We start from the raw sequence: 19,090 nt of genomic DNA on the forward strand, positions 1-19,090 counted from the left end.
GCCTGTCAAACGTATTTTGACTGCGAAAAGCTTTTAACACATTATTATGTTAGTAAGTTATAAATGGTTAAAAGAGCTTGTTGATGTTGATGTAACAACACATGAGCTTTCTGAAAAAATGTCAACAACAGGGATTGAAGTCGAAGGTGTTTCAACACCATCTGAAGGCTTGACAAAACTAGTTGTTGGTCACGTTGTATCTTGTGAAGATGTTCCAGAAACACATTTGCACCTTTGCCAAGTGGATACTGGTGATGAAGAGTTGCGTCAAATTGTCTGCGGTGCTCCAAATGTGACTGCTGGTATCAACGTCATCGTGGCTGTTCCAGGTGCACGTATTGCTGATAACTACAAAATCAAAAAAGGTAAAATCCGTGGCATGGAATCACTTGGGATGATTTGCTCACTCCAAGAACTTGGTTTGCCAGATTCTATCATTCCAAAAGAATTCTCAGACGGTATTCAAATTTTGCCAGAAGATGCTAAACCAGGTGATAGCATTTTCCCATATCTTGATTTAGACGATGAAATCGTTGAATTGTCAATCACGCCAAACCGTGCAGATGCTCTTTCTATGCGTGGTGTTGCTCACGAAGTGGCTGCCATTTATGGTAAAGAAGTTCATTTCCCAGAAAAAGAACTTAAAGAAGTTTCTAAAGCAGCAAAAGATGTTATCAACGTTGCTATTGAATCTGATAAAGTCTTGACTTACAAAGCGCGCGTGGTTGAAAATGTGACTGTTAAACCAAGTCCACAATGGTTGCAAAACCTTTTGATGAACGCTGGTATCCGTCCAATCAATAACGTTGTTGATGTGACAAACTATGTCTTGTTGTACTTTGGTCAACCAATGCATGCCTTTGATTTGAACAAATTTGAAGATAACAAAATCGTTGCCCGCAATGCGCGTGCTGGTGAGAAATTGGTTACTCTTGACGGCGAAGAACGTGAATTGATTGCTGAAGACCTTGTTATTACAGTTGCTGATAAACCAGTTGCACTTGCAGGTGTTATGGGTGGTCAGGCTACTGAAATTGATGACAATTCTAAAAACGTTGTGCTTGAAGCAGCAGTCTTTGACGGAACATCAATTCGTAAAACAAGCGGTCGTTTGAACCTCCGTTCTGAAAGTTCATCACGTTTTGAAAAAGGTATCAACTATGCAACTGTTGCCGAAGCTCTTGATTTTGCAGCTGCAATGCTTACAGAATTAGCTGACGGTGATGTTCTTGCTGGTCGTGTTGAAGCTGGTTCAGTTCCAACTGAAGATGTTGAAGTATCAACAACACTTGATTATGTTAACGTTCGTTTGGGAACAGAATTGACTTACGCTGACATTGAAGATGTCTTTGCCAAACTTGGCTTTGGTTTGTCAGGAAATGCAGATAAATTTACAGTTTCTGTGCCACGTCGTCGTTGGGATATTGCTATCCAAGCTGATTTGGTTGAAGAAATCGCACGTATTTATGGTTATGATAACCTCCCAACTACACTTCCAGAAGCTGCAGGTACAGCAGGTGAATTGACAGCGACACAAAAATTACGTCGTAAAATGCGTTCAATTGCTGAGGGTGCTGGTTTGACTGAAATCGTCTCATACGCTTTGACAACACCTGAAAAAGCAACTGAATTTACATTGCAACCAAGCAACTTGACAGAATTGATGTGGCCAATGTCAGTAGAACGCTCAGTTCTTCGCCAAAATGTTGTTTCTGGTATGCTTGATACTGTGGCTTACAACGTTGCTCGTAAAAATAGCAACTTGGCAATCTACGAAATCGGTAAAGTCTTTGAACAAAAAGGTAATCCAAAAGAAGAATTGCCAAACGAAGTCAGCACATTTGCCTTTGCGATTTCTGGATTGGTTGCTGAAAAAGATTTCCAAACAAAAGCAACGCCAGTTGATTTCTTCTATGCGAAAGGTATCGTTGAAGCTATCTTTGCCAAACTTGATTTGACAGTTGATTATGTAGCTGAAAAAGGTCTTGCTAGCATGCACCCAGGTCGTACAGCAAGCATTTACTTGGACGGTCAATTAGTTGGTTTTGTTGGACAAGTTCACCCACAAACTGCTAAAAACTATAACGTTCCAGAAACTTACGTGGCTGAATTGAATTTGGATATCATTGAAGCAGCGCTTCACGCTGACAAAGCGTTTGTTGAAATCACTAAATTCCCTGCTGTTTCTCGTGACATTGCTTTGCTATTACCAGCAGCAACAACCCATAAAAAAATCCTAGCAGCGATTGAATCAGCTAAAGTGAAACGTTTGACTGACATCAAACTCTTTGACGTTTATGCTGGAGCAAATATCGCTGAAGGCATGAAATCAATGGCTTACAGCCTCACATTCCAAAATCCAAATGACAACTTAACTGACGAAGAAGTTGCTAAATACATGGATAAAATCACTAAAGTCCTTGTTGACCAACTCGGCGCAGAAGTTCGTTAATTTCCAAACTCATTAGGCTATTTTGGGTAATATAGATGATTCCCACCATTACGAAAGTAGTGGTGGGATTTTTGATGATTGTTGAGAGCTTATAAACACTTTGAAATCTGGTATAATAGGAGTAACGATTTGCTTAATGAAGGTATGTTATGAAATTACTATACACAGATATTCAGTATGATATGACTGAGATTTTAGTTGGAGAGGCAGTAGCGCAGGCAGATGCTGGCAAGCGTGTTTTTTACATTGCTCCCAACTCTTTATCTTTTGAAAAAGAAAGAGCAGTTTTGGAGTTGTTACCAGACGAAGCTTCTTTTGCGATTACGGTAACACGTTTTGCTCAAATGGCTCGTTATTTTGTGTTAAATGAAGCGCAGGTCAAGGAAAGCATTGATGACAATGGCTTGGCTATGATTTTTTACCGTGCTTTGTCACATTTTTCAGATACGGATTTGAAAGTTTTTGGGCGTTTGAAGCAGGATACGAATTTTGTCAAGCAGTTGGTTGATTTGTACAAAGAATTAAAAACGGCTAACATGACTGTGCTTGATTTGACAGAATTGCATTCAGCGGAGAAGCAGGAAGATTTGGTGAAAATCTTTTTAGCGGTTAATGATATTTTGCTTGCCAATCAGTATGATAATCAGAGCAAGATTGCTTATTTTGCAAAGCAGGTTGAGGCAGGACATTTGGATGCTACGCTTGAAAATGTGAGCCTTGTCATTGACGGTTTTACACGCTTTTCAGCAGAAGAAGAGTATCTAGTAAGCTTGCTTGAAGAAAAATGTGCGCAAGTGATTATCGGAACTTACAGTAGTCAAAAGGCGTATAGAGCGGCATTTTCGACGGGAAATGTTTACCAAGCGAGTTTAGATTTCTTGCGTGGTTTAGCGGCTAAATTCCATGCGCAACCGCAGTGTGTTGAAAGTTCTCAGAAATCTCACGAGGCTTTTTCAAAATTATCAAAATTATTCGAAGCAAAGCACGACTTTACGAGTTCAGATGTGACGCTGACGGCTGATGATAAAAAACATTACGCTATTTGGGATGTCATTAATCAGAAAGAAGAGGTCGAGCATGTGGCGAAAGCTATTCGTCATAAGCTTTATCAAGGGTATCGTTACAAGGATATTTTAGTGCTCTTAGGTGATGTGGACAGCTATCGTTTGCAAATTGGCAAGATTTTTGACAAATATGACATTCCTTATTATTTCGGAAAAGCGGAGTCAATGAGTGACCACCCTTTGGTGCATTTTATTGATTCGTTGGAGCGTGTGAAGCGTTATCGTTTTCGTACCGAAGATGTCGTTAATCTGTTAAAAACAGGGCTTTATGGAAATTTCAAGCAAGAAGATTTAGACCTTTTTGAGCAATATTTGATTTATGCTGATATTAAGGGACAAAGCAAATTTGCTAAGGAATTCACGATTGTTTATAAAGGAAAAAAACATTTAGCCTTTGTTAATCGCATGCGCGAGCAAATCATGACGCCTTTACTTGCTTTATTTAAGGCGCAAAAGCAACGTGGCTCTAGTTTGCTTGAGAAATTAATGACATTTTTACACGCCATTCATTTGCCTGATAATCTAGAAGGCATGGTAGCGACTTTTTCAGAAAATGAACAAGAAAAGCATGAGCAAGTTTGGCGGACATTTACAGGGATTTTAACGCAATTTCAAACGATTTTTGGGCAAGAAAAGTTATCGTTGGATGACTGTTTGTCCTTGATTCGCAGCGGAATGTTAGCTGCGCAGTACCGTGTGGTGCCTGCAACGGTTGATGTTGTTTCGGTCAAATCTTATGATTTGGTGGAACCGCACACCAATAAATTTGTCTTTGCTTTGGGCATGACGCAGGCACATTTTCCAAAAATTGCGCAAAATAGTAGTCTGATTTCAGATGAAGAACGTGCCCAAATCAACGAATCAACTGATGATAATCAACGTTTTGATATTGTTAGTCGCGAAAATATCAAGAAAAATCATTTTGCTGCCCTATCATTATTTAACTCGGCGACAGAAGAATTGGTGCTTAGTCTGCCACAAATTGCCAACGAAGCCGAAGATACGGAATCTTCTTACTTAACCGAATTAGCTAGCTTTGGTGTGCCAGTTCTTGCTAAAGGTCGTAATCGTTTGTCAACGGGTGCTGAGGACATTGGCAATTATAAGGCTTTATTGTCGCGCGTGATTGAAGTCAATCGTTTGGCGATTGAAGAAGAGCGTGAACTTAGCAAGGAAGAGCAAACTTTCTGGTCAGTTGCTGTTCGTTATCTTCGAAAAAAATTGGCAGCAGAAGGTATTGAATTGCCACTGATTAAGGATAATATGCAAACTAAGACGGTCTCTGCCGACGTGATTGAGGCACGTTTTCCAAGTGATGAGCCGATTTCGTTATCATCATCTGCAGTCACTACCTTCTACAATAATCAGTATAAATATTTCTTGCAATATGTTCTTGGCTTGCAAGAGGTTGAGACGATTCACCCAGATGCCAGAAATCATGGTACCTACCTGCACCGTGTTTTTGAATTGGTCATGAAAGATGATTCAAACCATTCTTTTGATAGCAAACTTGATAAAGCTATTCAAACAACGAATTTGGAAGACGATTTCAAATTTGTTTACGAAGAAGATGAAGAAAGTCGTTATTCTTTGACTGTCTTGGAAGATATTGCTAGAAGTACAGCAACGATTTTACGTGATGATGCTCAGATTCAAGTTGAAAGTGAAGAAGAAACGTTTGAATTAATGATTGCAAATAGTGTTCGTATCAGAGGAATTATTGACCGTGTTGACCGCTTATCAGACGGCAGTCTTGGCATTGTGGATTATAAATCAAGTCGCAATACTTTTGATATTCAGAAGTTCTACAATGGTTTAAGTCCGCAATTGGTGACTTATGTGCAAGCTTTGCGTGATAAAAAAGGCTTGAGCGAGTCGGAGCATATTTTTGGTGCTATGTATTTGCATATGCAAGAGCCAAAAGTTGATTTGTCATCGGTGGCTACGACAGAGAAAATTTTAGAAAATTTGGCTAAAGAGTTGACTTATCGTGGTCTATTCTTGGAAGATGAAAAAGCGTATTTAGCCAATGGTCGCTATCATCTGAATGATTCGCTTTACAGTCAAGAAGAACTTGATATTTTGCTAGCTTATAATCAAAACTTATATCTGAAAGCAGCAGAGCAGATTAAGAAGGGGCATTTCTTGATTAATCCTTATAGTGAGGATGGCAAGTCAGTTCAAGGAGACCAATTGAAGGCAATCACACGATTTGAGGCTGACCGCCATATGCCTTATGCTCGCAAATGGTATAAATTACCAAGAAAAGATAGACGTCAAGGCTTTTTGAGCCTAATGCAAGAAGAGGAGGAAACAGATGATCTTTAAACCATTTCTAACGTCAGAAGACATTTCTTCTCTACAAATCCAAGAAGCGCAGTCATCCAAAAAACAAAAACGTACGCCAGAACAAATCGAAGCTATTTATAGTTATGGTAATAATATTTTGGTGTCTGCATCGGCTGGTTCTGGGAAAACCTTTGTCATGGTTGAACGCATTATTGATAAAATTTTGCGTGGTGTGACGATTGACCAGCTATTCATTTCAACCTTCACGGTCAAGGCTGCTGGGGAATTAAAAGAGCGTATTGAGAAGAAAATTAGCCAAGCTCTGCAAGAAACGACTGACAATGATTTGAAAAATTATCTCAATGAGCAGTTGCTGGGCTTACAGACAGCTGATATTGGAACCATGGATGCTTTTACGCAGAAATTGGTCAATCAATACGGCTACACGCTGGGAATTTCACCAACTTTTCGTATTATGACGGATAAGAGTGAGCAAGATATTTTGAAAAATGAAGTCTTTTTCGACCTTTTTTCTGATTATATGACAGGAAATGATGCTGAGCTTTTTCGTCAATTAGTGCGGAATTTTTCTGGCAATCGTAAGGATAGCACCGCTTTTAGGGGCATTGTCTATAAAATTTATGACTTTAGTCAAGCAACTGATAATCCACAGAAGTGGTTGGCAGAAGTATTTTTAAAAGGTGCTCAAACTTATACCGATTTTTCAGCAATTCCTGACCAAGAAGTCACGGATTTTCTGACTTGCTTGCATGATACGGCTGACCAGTTGCAAGATGTGACTGATTTAGAAGACTACAAGCAAAAAACAGCCAAAGGAACACCCACAGCCAATTATAAAAAGCATTTGAATATCATTGAGCAATTGCGTGAATGGGCACAGCATTTTGAAACTCTTTATGGTCGTGACGGTCTTGGACGTTTGGCGATAGATGTGGCGAAATTGCTTCCAGCTGGTCCTGCTGTGACAGTTGCAGGAACGAAATATCCCGTCTTTAAACCCTTACAGGGGCGTTTGACTGGTTTGAAACATTTGGAAACCATTTTTAAATACCAGCCAGAAAGCCTTCTGTTGCTAGAGCTATTGCAGGCATTTATGCAAGATTTTTCAGAGCAATATTTGCAAGCGAAAATCCAAGAAAATGCTTTTGAATTTTCGGATATTGCCCATTTTGCCATTCAGATTTTGGAAGAAAACGCTGATATTCGTGAGCTTTATCAGAATAAGTATCACGAAGTCATGGTCGATGAGTACCAAGATAATAACCACACGCAAGAACGCATGTTGGAGTTGTTGTCGAATGGTCATAATCGATTTATGGTGGGGGATATCAAGCAATCCATTTATCGCTTCCGTCAAGCCGACCCACAGATTTTTAACCAAAAATTTAAAGATTTTCAAGAACATCCTGAGCGTGGGAAATTAATTTTGTTAAAAGAGAATTTCCGTAGTCAGTCAGAAGTTTTAGATGCGACAAACAGTATTTTTACGCATTTAATGGACGAGGCTGTTGGTGAGATTTTGTACGATGACACACATCAATTGGTCGCTGGAAGCCCTGCTCAAAAGGAAAGTCACCCAGAAAATAAAACGCAAGTGCTTATCTACGACATTGATAACAATAGTGACTTGCCAAGTGATGCCGAAGAAGGACAAATCAACCCTAACGAAGTCAAGTTAGTGGCTAAAGAAATCATTCATTTGCACAATGAGGAACACGTTGCTTTCGAGGATATTACCTTGTTGGTCTCATCACGCACGCGTAATGACGGTATTTTACAAACCTTTGAACACTATGGTATTCCTTTGGTGACTGACGGTGGTGAGCAAAATTACCTTAAATCAGTCGAAGTCATGGTTATGCTTGACACGCTTCGCGCCCTTGATAATCCGCTCAATGACTATGCCTTAGTGGCACTCATGCGTTCACCGATGTTTTCATTCAATGAAGATGAGCTGGCACGCCTTGCGCTACAAACAACAGAAGATGACCATAGAGCTAATTTGTATCAAAAATTAGAGCATGCTTTAGCTGGCAAAGGAAGTCATAATGAATTGATAACAATTGCTTTACATGATAAATTGGCTGATTTTATGGCTTGTTTTGCTGCTTGGCGTGAATTTGCCAAATGGCATGCGCTTTATGACTTGATTTGGAAAATTTACAACGACAGATTTTACTATGATTACGTGGGCAATTTACCACGTGCTGAGCAACGTCAAGCGAATTTATATGCTTTAGCTCTTCGTGCCAATAATTTTGAACGAACTGGTTTTAAAGGACTCTCACGATTTATTCGCATGATTGATAAGGTGTTAGAAAGTGAGAATGACCTTGCGGACGTTGAGGTGGCTCTGCCTAAAAATGCGGTGAACTTGATGACTATTCATAAAAGTAAAGGTCTCGAGTTCGAGTATGTTTTCATTTTGAATATTGACAAGAAATTTAGTATTCAGGATTTGATGTCACCCTTGATTTTATCACGTCAAAATGGTGCAGGTATCAAGTACCTAGCTGATATGAAAGAAGAGTTGGAAACGGACGTTTTCCCAACAGTCAGGGTTAGCATGGATACCTTGCCTTACCAGCTCAATAAGCGTGAATTGCGCTTAGCTACGCTTTCAGAACAAATGCGATTGTTTTACGTTGCCATGACCCGCGCAGAAAAGAAATTGTATTTGGTCGGAAAAGCAAGCTCCGAAAAGTTAGTGGATAAATATAGCGGTAAATCAGAAAACAATCATTTGCCAGTGGCAGAACGTGAGAATTTCATGACCTTTCAAGATTGGGTGTTAGCCATTTATGAGGCTTATAGCAAGGAGAACTTGCCTTTTGCCGTTGATTTTGTCACGGATGAAGATTTGACAGATGATAAGATTGGTAAAATTGAAGTCACTTCTGTGATAACGCCAGATGATTTGACAGATAACCGCCAGTCTGAAAATATCACGGAAGCTTTGGATAGATTGGAAGCTGTCGAAAAGTTAAATGCGAAGTACCATGCAGCCATCAATTTGCCAAGTTTGAGAACGCCAAGTCAGGTCAAAAAACTCTATGAGCCAGTCATGGATACTGACGGTGTTGACGTGATGACAAAAGCCTATCAAGCACAACCAACATTTGAATTGCCAGATTTTTCGAAGAAAGCCAAAATTGAAGCGACAGCCATTGGTTCGGCAATGCATGAACTCATGCAACGTATTCCTCTATCAAAACAGGTGACGATAGCCGATATTACCGCGGCTTTAGCCCAAGTTTCGGCAGAAGATGAGGTGAAAGCACGTATTCGTTTAGAAAATGTCCTAGCCTTTTTTGAAAATTCAGAGCTCGGTCAGTTGATTCAGCAACATACGGACAAGGTTTATCGCGAAGCACCTTTTGCCATGTTAAAAGAGGACCCTGACAGTAAGGAAAAATTCGTTGTCCGTGGGATTGTCGATGGTTACCTTGTCTTAGATGACCGCATCGTACTCTTTGATTACAAGACTGATAAATACAAAAATAGCGAGGAAATCAAGGAACGCTATCAAGGACAAATGGCTTTATATGCAGAAGCTCTCAGCAAGTCTTATGATAGAAAAGACGTTGATAAATACCTCGTTTTGCTTGGTGGCGAACAGCTAGAAGTTGTTAAACTATAAAACATCATATTGTTTTATCACTTGAATAAAAATAACCCTCTGAGATGTCCTTGTCTCAGAGGGTTATTAGTTGTAAACAAAATTATTTTTGAATTCAGAGAATATTATTTCCAGAATTTAGCAGCAATTTCTTGCCCTTGTTTGATTTTAGCCCATTGTTGTGGAATAGCGAGTTCATTTCCAGAGTCACATGAGGCAAAACCACATTGGTGAGAAAGGAAAAGACGTTCTTTAGGGATGATGTTGCTTGCTTCTTCTAAAAGTTTTAGAGCGCGTTCTTCATCATCAAGGTCAGTTGTTTTACTTGAAAGTAGCCCAAGAACTACTTCAGCATCTTTATCTTTCAAACTTTCAAGAGCTTTCAGGTCACCAGAGACTTCGCTGTCCCATTCAAGGAAGAAGCGGTCGTAGTGTTGGTCTTTCAAGAATTTTGTGGCGATAGCTTCATAAGTGCCACCAGCAGCAGAACGACTTTCGTAATTTCCACGGCAGTTATGTGTCCAAACTTTTAGCCCAAGTTCATGTCCATAGTCAGCAACTTCGTTGTTAATAGCGATGAATTCATCTGCCAAGTCTGCTAAACCACCATTTCCTTCCGCAAAAAAACTAGCGGGATTAGATTCGTCAAAAAGTTCCCAGAGACAATCGTCAAATTGGATGATTTCTCCACCAGCTTCTTTGTATTCTGTTAAAAATTCCTTGTAAGCGTTGATAAGACCAGCTTTTAGTTCTTCATTTGTCTTGTAAACTTGATTTTCCCCAGCCAATCCGTCAAAAATCGCCAATTCAGTGTAAGCATGCGCAGGTCCCCAAATGGTTAATTTGGTAGCTGTATCGCCAGCTTCTTGTTTAACGAGTTTAAAAATATCAAGAAAATGATGATTTTTACCAGAAAGTGGTTCAGTGATACGAATGCCAATGTCTTTGCGTGTTTCAAATTGACCACCGTCATGGTCTTGGAAAGTGTAACCATGGTCAGCAATATAGCGTTCGATACCTTTTAGTCCCCAGACAAAATCAAGGTGCCACATTGATTTTGAATATTCACCGTCAGTGACAATATCAATACCGTTTGCCTTTTCTTCAGCAATTATTTTTTTAATGTCAGCTGTTTCGGTTTCTTGATAGCCGTCAAAAGCATCATAGAAAGGGTAAACAATATCATCACGATGTTCAATCGCTGTTTTATATTCACGTAAGTCTGCTGGTCGCAAAAGCGAACCAACGAGTTGAAATTTTGAATTAGCCATTTCAAATACCTCTTTATCTTTCTGTGTTCATTGTATAAAAGCTTTGCCATTTTGAAAAATAGTTATTTTTATGGGGTTATATATAGTTACAAACTATAACGAAAAAAGTATGTATTTGTCTGAAAATTTGGTAAAATAGGAAAAACTGACAAAAATTTTTGGTGGGGATTAAAGAACATCTAACATAAATACAGCGAGGTAAAACCAATGCGTGACAATCACTTACACACACATTTTTCTTATGATTCGGATGCTCGATTCGAGGATTACTTAGAGCATTATGACGGCGATATTGTGACAACAGAGCACTACGATTTATCAAATCCTTATACGAAACAGGATGACATTCCTGATTATGACGCTTATTCTAAGGAAATAGCTGAGCTGAATGCCAAATATGGTAATCGCATCAAGCGTGGCATTGAAATTGGTTATTATGAGCCACGCGAGGCAGATATTACAGCTTTCTTGGCAAATAAAGATTATGATTTGAAACTATTGTCAGTTCACCACAATGGTATTAATGATTATCTAGATGATGAAGTGGCTGACATGGATAAAAATGCCATTATTCAAGAATATCTCGACAAATTGGAACATGCTATTGGTCGTGTAGAGGCAGACGTTTTAGCTCATTTTGATTATGGTTTTCGACTTTTTGAGGTTTCTGTGGCAGAATTACAAGCCTATGAAGAACAGCTCCGCCGCATTTTCCAAAAAATGATTGATTTTGATTTGGCATTTGAGTTAAATAGTAAATCAATGTACCTCTATCATCACGAGGACCTTTATCGCTATGCCTTAGGCTTGGTAAGAGAATTAGGCGGACATAAGTATTCCATTGGTTCAGACGGGCACAAGTTGGAGCATTTCCGCTTAGCTTTTGACAAAATCCAAGCATTGCTAGACGAATGTGATATCAAAGAATGGGAGATTTTGTAAAGAATACAAAAAAACGCTATGAGCAATCTAACTCATAGCTTTTTTTATACTTTTTTCAGCAATTAGTGAGAAACACGTTTGCGGGCTGCTTTTTTACGGTTTTCTTGAATGAAAGCAGCTTTTTCTTCTTCAGGATCAATAATATTTTTCTTAATCGCAAAAACAGCGCCAGCAACAGTAGCGGCAGTAGCTACAACTCCAGTAGCAAGTCCTTTAGCAAATGCAAATTTTTTAGCCATAATAATTCTCCTCCTTACTGATAAGAACAGCGGGCAAAATCAATAATACCCATTATTAGCAACGGAACGCAAGCTTCTTGTCCAGTCGCCTTTATGTTATAATAATGGTAACGAAAAATGACTTAAAATTCAAGTGAAAACGTTATTTTTATTAAAAAATAGGGCTTAGGACGGATATAAAGACGAGATGTCAGAAAAAATAAAATTAATTGCAGTAGTTGGTCCGACGGCGGTTGGAAAAACAGCTTTGGGAATTGAGTTGGCACAACAATTTAACGGTGAAATCATCAGCGGCGATAGCCAACAAGTTTACCGCCATTTGGACATTGGAACGGCTAAGGCAACTCCTGAAGAACAGGCGGCAGCTCCGCATCATTTAATCGATGTGCGTGATGTTGATGCCAATTATTCTGTTTACGATTTTGTGGTGGAAGCCAGTCAAGCGATTACGGAGATTGCCAGTCGTGGCAAAGTGCCCATTATCGTTGGTGGCACAGGCTTGTATTTGCAGAGCTTGCTTGAAGGGTATCACCTAGGAGGCGAGGTTGACCAAGAAAAAGTCTTGGCTTATCGCAAAACCTTGGAACAATTGTCAGATGAGGTTTTATTTGGAAAAATAGCAGAGCTGGGAAAAGAGATTCCAGAGATAAACCGTCGCCGTGCCATTCGTGCCTTGGAACTAGCCAAATTTGGGCAAAATCTTGAAAACAAAGAAACGAATTACGAGGCGCTTCTCATTGGGTTAAATGATGACCGTCAGGTGCTTTATGACCGTATCAATCACCGTGTTGACCTGATGCTTGAAAAAGGCATTTTGGATGAAGCTAAATGGCTTTATGATAATCACCGTAATGCTCAAGCAGCGCGAGCAATTGGTTATAAAGAGCTTTTTCCATATTTTACAGGCGACGCTTCTTTGGAAGACTGTGTCGAAAAACTCAAGCAGAACACGCGCCGTTTCGCCAAGCGCCAATTGACGTGGTTCAGAAATCGCATGGCTGTCAATTTTTACACTGTTTCAGAAGTTGATTTTAAAGAAACTGTTATTCAAGACGTTAACGAATTTTTAAAGTAGTGTAACTCTATGTAAAGAGTTTCATTTGTCATAGAAATTATAATGAAATGTCAGAAGAGAGTAACAGGGTTTCTGCCACTTTTTGGAACTTTTTATGTTATAATGATAGTTACGGATTAAAGAGAAAGGGGTGAGCAGATGATTGAAACAAGCAAGCGTCAGGAGCGTGTTATTTTACTAGGTGTTGAGTTGCCAGAGACGGAAAATTTTGAGATGTCAATGGAAGAATTAGCTTCTCTAGCTAAGACGGCAGGGGCAGAAGTTGTCTCTTCTTATCGTCAAAAGCGTGAAAAATACGACAGTAAGTCTTTGATTGGTTCGGGCAAATTAGCCGAGATTAAAGCGATTGTGGAAGCTGATGAGATTGACACCGTTATTGTCAATGACCGCCTGACTCCTCGGCAAAATGTCAACTTGGAAGTTGAACTTGGTGTCAAAGTGATTGACCGTATGCAGTTAATTCTGGATATTTTTGCCATGCGGGCACGTAGTCATGAGGGGAAATTGCAAGTTCATCTCGCTCAGCTCAAATACATGTTGCCACGTCTTGTTGGACAAGGGGTTATGTTGAGCCGACAAGCTGGTGGTATCGGTAGCCGTGGTCCTGGTGAAAGTCAATTGGAACTTAATCGCCGCTCAATTCGTCATCAAATTTCAGATATTGAACGTCAACTAAAGGTTGTCGAAAAAAATCGTGAAACAGGTCGTGAAAAACGCACCGAATCACAAGTGTTTAAAATCGGTTTAATTGGTTACACCAATGCTGGTAAATCAACGATTATGAACGTTTTAACCAATGATAAACAGTATGAAGCCGATGAATTGTTTGCAACCTTGGATGCAACAACCAAACAAATTTATTTACAAAATCAATTTCAGGTGACGCTGACGGATACTGTTGGATTTATTCAAAATTTACCGACAGAGCTGGTTGCTGCGTTTAAGTCAACTTTGGAAGAAAGTCGTAACGTTGACCTTTTGTTGCACGTTATTGATGCCAGCGACCCAAATCATGCGGAGCATGAAAAAGTGGTTTTGAATTTGTTAAAAGAGCTGGACATGCTAGATATTCCGCGCTTAGCTGTTTATAACAAAATGGACGTTGCGGAGCATTTGGTGGCAACAGCTTTTCCAAATGTGCGTATTTCTGCGCGTGATAAGGACGCTCGCACACTCTTACGCCGTTTGATTATCAATGAAATTCGTGAGATTTTTGAGCCATTTAGCATTCGTGTTCACCAAAGTCAGGCTTACAAATTGTATGAGTTAAATAAAATTGCTTTGCTAGACCATTATGACTTTGCCCAAGAATACGAAACCATTACTGGCTACATCAATCCTAAAAATAAATGGAGACTAGAAGAATTTTATGACTGATTATATAAGCTTGGCTTTAAAATACGGTGGTTTTACATCACTCGATAAAGTTTATTTACAAAATACCTTGGAGCAGTTGACGGATGAGCAAAAACTCAGTTTTATCACACCGCCACCAAGTGTTATCAATGCTTATTTTGCGGAAATGTATCAAAAACAATCTCCAGAAGCCGCAACAGATTATTATTTTGAATTATCTAAAGAATTGCATTTGTTAAACGCTAACCCATCTTTTGATGAATACAAGCCCTTTATTCGCTTGAATTTATCAGGAAAATCATATGGTTTTACCTATGAAAATGACAAAGAAGTAGCGCGTGTTTTTTCTGAAAAGAATGAGGCGCTAGCTGCAGATGTTTTGTTTGAATTGGCGCAGGTTTTCCCACAATATAAGATTTACGTGGAAGAAGGACACATAAAAATGTCAAAAATGGATTTTGATGAAGAAGTCCTTGAGGACCTAACGCCACAAGAAAGTCTGCTCAGCCATGTTTCAAAATTAAAAGGAAATGTGGTTAAGCTACAAAGTTTTAATCGTGATGAATTAGTAGAATTACTAGCTCACTACAAAGGACAAGTTTATTATACCTTTGACCAACGTGAATTCATCGCTTATGTAAAAGTACAGTAGAGGAAAGGAGATAAAAACTTCGGTTTTTATCATTATAGAATGGAATTACAATTTTTGGGAACAGGAGCGGGTCAGCCATCAAAGTCACGTAATGTGTCAAGTTTGGTTTTGAAGCTACTTGATGAAATCAATGAGGTCTGGATGTTTGACTGTGGCGAAGGCACACAGCGTCAGATTTTAGAAACAACAATCAAACCGCGTAAAGTTAAGCGCATTTTTATCACGCATTTGCATGGAGACCATATTTTTGGTTTGCCTGGATTTTTGGCTAGCCGAGCTTTTCAAGCTAACGAGGAACAAACAGACCTTGATGTTTACGGTCCTATTGGTATTCGTTCGTATATTTTAAATAGCTTGCGCTTGTCAGGAGCACGCTTGCCATATCGCATTCATTTCCATGAATTTGACGAGAATAGCCTTGGTAAAGTTATGGAAACTGATAAATTTGTGGTTTACGCGGAAAAACTTGATCATACGATTTTCTGTATTGGTTATCGTGTGATGCAAAAAGATTTAGAAGGAACGCTTGATGCTGAGGCTTTGAAGGCTGCTGGTGTGCCTTTCGGACCGCTTTTTGGCAAAATCAAGAGTGGGCAAGATGTTATCTTAGAAGACGGAACAAAAATCATTGCCAAAGATTACATTTCAGCACCGAAAAAAGGAAAAATTATTACTATTTTAGGTGACACACGTAAGACAGATGCTAGTGTTCGTCTTGGTTTGGGAGCTGATATTTTAGTTCACGAATCAACTTACGGCAAAGGTGATGAAAAAATTGCGCGTAAACATGGTCATTCAACGAACATGCAAGCTGCGCAAATTGCCAAAGAGGCGTCAGCTAAAATGCTTTTGCTTAACCACATTAGTGCTCGTTTTCTCGGACGTGAGTGCAAACAAGTCGAAAATGACGCCAAAACAGTCTTTGAAAACACGCACCTTGTTAAAGATTTGGAAGAAATTAGCTTATGAGAATTATAGCCATTACAGGAGCAACAGGTGGTATTGCTCAAGAAATCATCAAACGTATCCCCAAAGACGATTATGTGATTGCCTTGGGACGTGATTTAAAGAAATTAAAACCACATTATGGCAATCGTCCAAACACAGCTTGCTTTGCCCTTGATATGTCAAGCGATGTAGCGATTGCTGAAACGGTTGAAAAAATCTATGCTATCCATGGACGCATTGATATTTTTATTAATAATGCTGGGTATGGAGGTTTTAGTGATTTCGACACTTATACCACGGCGCAAATTCGTGACATGTTTGATGTTAATACCTTTGCAACAATGACGTTTTCACGTTTAGTAGGACAAAAGATGAAAGAGGCAGGGAAAGGTCATATTATCAATATTGCTAGCATTGCAGGCTTGATTGCTTCTGCCAAATCTTCTGTTTATTCTGCAACAAAATTTGCTGTGATTGGTTTTTCAAATGCTTTGCGACTAGAATTAGCTGATAGCAATGTTTACGTGACGACTGTCAACCCTGGACCGATTGCAACGAAATTTTTTGATAAAGCAGACCCGTCAGGAGACTATCTTAAAAGTGTTGGGCGGTTTGTTTTACAGCCAGAATACGTTGCGAAACGCACCGTTGCCATTTTTGGCAAGAATAAGCGTGAGCTAAATATGCCTTGGTCGCTTGCGGCAGCTCACAAAGCTTACACACTTTTCCCAAGAATCGCAGATTTTCTAGCTCGAAAAGTATTTAATTACAAATAAAACAAGCGTCGTTTCAACTCTACATAAGAAGTGAGAAGTGAATGATAACAAGTAAATACAATTGGAAAAATATTGAAAAAGAGCCAGATAATGGCTTTTTTGAGCTGACAAAAAAAGAAAAACTAACAGAATTAGCTAGTCAGATTCTTTATAGCCGAGGTGTTGATACGGCAGAAAAATTGACTCAATTTTTATCAACGGATTTGTCACAATTGCATGCCCCTTACCTTTTACATGACATGGATAAAGCGGTTGAGCGTATTCGCCAAGCCATTGAGAACTACGAGCAAATTTTGGTTTATGGTGACTATGATGCTGACGGAATGACTAGTGCCAGTATTATGAAAGAAGCCCTTGAAATGTTAGGCGCTGAAGCTCAAGTTTATCTGCCAAATCGTTTCACAGACGGCTATGGTCCCAATGAATCGGTCTATAAATATTTCATTGAGCAGCAAAACGTTTCTTTGATTATCACGGTGGACAATGGCGTAGCAGGGCACGAAGCGATTGCCTACGCACAAAGTCAGGGGGTAGATGTCATTGTGACAGACCACCACGGCTTGCCAGCAGAGCTACCAGAAGCATTTGCGATTGTGCACCCAGAACACCCAGAAGCTGATTATCCGTTCAAATATCTGGCTGGCTGTGGCGTTGCTTTCAAAGTCGCTTGTGCTTTGCTAGAATCTATTCCGACAGAAATGCTTGATCTGGTGGCAATTGGAACAATTGCTGATATGGTGAGTTTGACTGATGAAAACCGTATTATGGTTAAAGTCGGACTTGAAATTCTGAAACAAACCGAACGCATTGGTCTGATTGAATTGATGAAAGTCTCAGACGTGGATATGGGAGATGTCAATGAAGAAACGGTTGGTTTCAAAATTGCTCCGCAGCTAAATGCACTTGGTCGCCTAGATGACCCAAATCCTGCTGTCGAATTATTGACTGGCTTTGATGACGAAGAAGCGCATAACATTGCCAAGATGATTAATGCTAAAAACGAAGAACGCAAGGAAATTGTTCAAAAAATCTTCGAAGAAGCCATGAGCATGGTTGATTTGGAAAAGCCAGTGCAAGTATTGGCTAAAGAAGGTTGGCACCCAGGCGTTTTAGGAATTGTCGCAGGGCGTATTTTAGAACAAATCGCGCAGCCAGTGATTGTTTTAAATATCGAAGATGGGCTTGCTAAAGGTTCAGCCAGAAGTATTGAGGCCATTAATATTTTCCATGCCCTTGATGAGCACCGTGGCTTATTTGAAGCCTTTGGTGGACACGCTGGCGCTGCTGGAATGACTTTGGTGACTGAAAATCTTGATAAATTATCACAAGTTTTGTGTGATTATATTGCTGAAAATGATATTGACCTATCACAGAAAAAAGAGCTTGTTATTGATGAGGTTCTGGAGCTATCAGAGATTGACCTTGATACCGTGCACAGTCTTGAAAAATTGGCACCATTTGGCATGGACAATCCAAAACCAGTCTTTGAAATTAAAGATTTTGTGGTGAAACAAGCACGCACCATGGGACAAAATGGTGCGCATTTAAAATTAAAAATTGCCCAAGGCACAACGGCAATTGACCTTGTTGCCTTTAATCAAGGACATCTAGCGCAGGAATTTCAACAAGCGCAAAATCTTTGCCTTGCAACGACCTTATCGATTAATAAGTGGAATGGGCAAACGACTGTTCAATTAATGTTGGAAGATGCGCGTGTTGAGGGTGTTCAGTTGATTGATATTCGCTCCAAAACAGCTAGCCTTCCAGAACGTGTTCCAGTATTGGCTGAAGATAGCACGGCAAATGAAGTTGTGGTGTTAGACATTCCTGATAAGGCTGAAGAATTGAAATCACTCTTTGTCGGTCGTCATTTTGAAGCCGTTTATTTTAAAAATCATATTAAACGTGCTTATTATCTGACAGGCTATGGCACACGTGACCAATTTGCTAAGCTTTATAAAACTATCTATCAATTCCCAGAATTTGATGTCCGCTACAAGTTGAAAGATTTGAGTCAATACCTTAATATCCCTGATATTTTACTCGTTAAAATGATTCAGATTTTTGATGAATTAGATTTTGTAACCATCACAGATGGTGTTATGGTCGTCAACAAAGATGCCCAGAAACGCAGTATTTCAGAAAGCCAAATCTACCAAGACCTCAAACAACAAGTTAAATTCCAAGAGCTAATGGCGCTCGGAACCCCACAAGAAATTTACGATTGGCTGACTGATGAAGATGACTAAAAATAACCTCCTTGGAATATTATAGTTCCAAGGAGATTTTTAATTTGTTGTTTCAAACTAAATTGAATATTAAGTTTTTTTAATAAAAATGTTAGTTTGGTATTTATTTTAAGCTTTGTTTAAGGTATAATAGAAGG

At 39.4% G+C, this 19,090-nt stretch carries 12 protein-coding genes; 10 read left to right on the plus strand and 2 right to left on the minus strand.

Annotated elements, in window-relative coordinates; genetic code table 11:
• Window positions 1-46: 46 nt before the first annotated feature.
• The 3 genes from pheT (at window position 47) to addA (ending at window position 9,466) form a co-directional block, all read left to right on the plus strand.
• Entirely contained in the window at window positions 47-2,452 is a 2,406-nt protein-coding gene (gene pheT, locus BTR42_RS04650; protein WP_077496611.1) for a phenylalanine--tRNA ligase subunit beta, read from the plus strand.
• Between the two features lie 149 nt (window positions 2,453-2,601).
• Entirely contained in the window at window positions 2,602-5,844 is a 3,243-nt protein-coding gene (gene rexB / locus BTR42_RS04655) for an ATP-dependent nuclease subunit B (protein WP_077496613.1), read from the plus strand.
• Window positions 5,834-9,466 (plus strand): helicase-exonuclease AddAB subunit AddA, encoded by a 3,633-nt coding sequence (gene addA, locus BTR42_RS04660; RefSeq protein WP_077496615.1) that lies wholly within the window; start codon window positions 5,834-5,836, stop codon window positions 9,464-9,466. Before rexB ends, addA begins: the two co-directional genes overlap by 11 nt.
• A 104-nt stretch (window positions 9,467-9,570) precedes the next feature.
• On the opposite strand, the gene BTR42_RS04665 is transcribed toward addA, so the two are convergent.
• A complete protein-coding gene (locus BTR42_RS04665) occupies window positions 9,571-10,716 on the minus strand; it encodes a cobalamin-independent methionine synthase II family protein (protein WP_077496617.1) in 1,146 nt (381 codons plus the stop codon).
• A 207-nt stretch (window positions 10,717-10,923) separates the two neighbouring features.
• Here BTR42_RS04665 and BTR42_RS04670 point away from each other — a divergent pair, with 207 nt between their 5' ends.
• Window positions 10,924-11,658, plus strand: coding sequence for a PHP domain-containing protein (locus tag BTR42_RS04670; RefSeq protein WP_009853921.1), 735 nt, complete (start codon window positions 10,924-10,926; stop codon window positions 11,656-11,658).
• A gap of 62 nt (window positions 11,659-11,720) precedes the next feature.
• On the opposite strand, the gene BTR42_RS04675 is transcribed toward BTR42_RS04670, so the two are convergent.
• Window positions 11,721-11,897: a DUF3042 family protein gene (locus tag BTR42_RS04675; RefSeq protein WP_003064151.1), complete on the minus strand. Its 177-nt coding sequence runs from the start codon at window positions 11,895-11,897 to the stop codon at window positions 11,721-11,723.
• 187 nt (window positions 11,898-12,084) lie between these two features.
• Between BTR42_RS04675 and miaA the strand changes: the two genes are divergently transcribed.
• The 6 genes from miaA to recJ all read left to right on the plus strand — a co-directional run bounded on the left by miaA (window position 12,085) and on the right by recJ (window position 18,953).
• Window positions 12,085-12,972 carry a tRNA (adenosine(37)-N6)-dimethylallyltransferase MiaA gene (gene miaA / locus BTR42_RS04680; RefSeq protein ID WP_077496619.1) on the plus strand — a complete coding sequence of 296 codons (888 nt, stop codon included), beginning with the start codon at window positions 12,085-12,087 and terminating at the stop codon, window positions 12,970-12,972.
• A 138-nt stretch (window positions 12,973-13,110) separates the two neighbouring features.
• The gene (hflX, locus tag BTR42_RS04685) at window positions 13,111-14,349 is read left to right on the plus strand and encodes a GTPase HflX (protein WP_003064155.1); all 1,239 of its coding nucleotides are present in this window, start codon (window positions 13,111-13,113) and stop codon (window positions 14,347-14,349) included.
• Window positions 14,342-14,980, plus strand: coding sequence for a hypothetical protein (locus BTR42_RS04690; protein WP_061458492.1), 639 nt, complete (start codon window positions 14,342-14,344; stop codon window positions 14,978-14,980). Before hflX ends, BTR42_RS04690 begins: the two co-directional genes overlap by 8 nt.
• 39 nt (window positions 14,981-15,019) lie before the next feature.
• Window positions 15,020-15,949: a ribonuclease Z gene (gene rnz, locus BTR42_RS04695; RefSeq protein WP_009853926.1), complete on the plus strand. Its 930-nt coding sequence runs from the start codon at window positions 15,020-15,022 to the stop codon at window positions 15,947-15,949.
• A complete protein-coding gene (locus BTR42_RS04700) occupies window positions 15,946-16,704 on the plus strand; it encodes an SDR family NAD(P)-dependent oxidoreductase (protein WP_077496621.1) in 759 nt (252 codons plus the stop codon). The genes rnz and BTR42_RS04700 overlap by 4 nt, the downstream gene beginning before the upstream one ends.
• 41 nt (window positions 16,705-16,745) lie before the next feature.
• Entirely contained in the window at window positions 16,746-18,953 is a 2,208-nt protein-coding gene (gene recJ, locus BTR42_RS04705) for a single-stranded-DNA-specific exonuclease RecJ (RefSeq protein ID WP_077496622.1), read from the plus strand.
• Window positions 18,954-19,090: the final 137 nt, after the last annotated feature.

The organism is Streptococcus gallolyticus subsp. gallolyticus DSM 16831 (genome assembly GCF_002000985.1).
Taxonomy (GTDB): domain Bacteria; phylum Bacillota; class Bacilli; order Lactobacillales; family Streptococcaceae; genus Streptococcus; species Streptococcus gallolyticus.

Coding starts and splice junctions, on each gene's coding strand:
- addA (WP_077496615.1), top strand. CDS start 5,834: ATGATCTTTAAACCATTTCTAACGTCAGAAGACATTTCTTCTCTACAA.
- BTR42_RS04665 (WP_077496617.1), bottom strand. CDS start 10,716: ATGGCTAATTCAAAATTTCAACTCGTTGGTTCGCTTTTGCGACCAGCA.
- BTR42_RS04670 (WP_009853921.1), top strand. CDS start 10,924: ATGCGTGACAATCACTTACACACACATTTTTCTTATGATTCGGATGCT.
- miaA (WP_077496619.1), top strand. CDS start 12,085: ATGTCAGAAAAAATAAAATTAATTGCAGTAGTTGGTCCGACGGCGGTT.
- recJ (WP_077496622.1), top strand. CDS start 16,746: ATGATAACAAGTAAATACAATTGGAAAAATATTGAAAAAGAGCCAGAT.
- hflX (WP_003064155.1), top strand. CDS start 13,111: ATGATTGAAACAAGCAAGCGTCAGGAGCGTGTTATTTTACTAGGTGTT.
- rexB (WP_077496613.1), top strand. CDS start 2,602: ATGAAATTACTATACACAGATATTCAGTATGATATGACTGAGATTTTA.
- BTR42_RS04675 (WP_003064151.1), bottom strand. CDS start 11,897: ATGGCTAAAAAATTTGCATTTGCTAAAGGACTTGCTACTGGAGTTGTA.
- rnz (WP_009853926.1), top strand. CDS start 15,020: ATGGAATTACAATTTTTGGGAACAGGAGCGGGTCAGCCATCAAAGTCA.
- pheT (WP_077496611.1), top strand. CDS start 47: ATGTTAGTAAGTTATAAATGGTTAAAAGAGCTTGTTGATGTTGATGTA.
- BTR42_RS04690 (WP_061458492.1), top strand. CDS start 14,342: ATGACTGATTATATAAGCTTGGCTTTAAAATACGGTGGTTTTACATCA.
- BTR42_RS04700 (WP_077496621.1), top strand. CDS start 15,946: ATGAGAATTATAGCCATTACAGGAGCAACAGGTGGTATTGCTCAAGAA.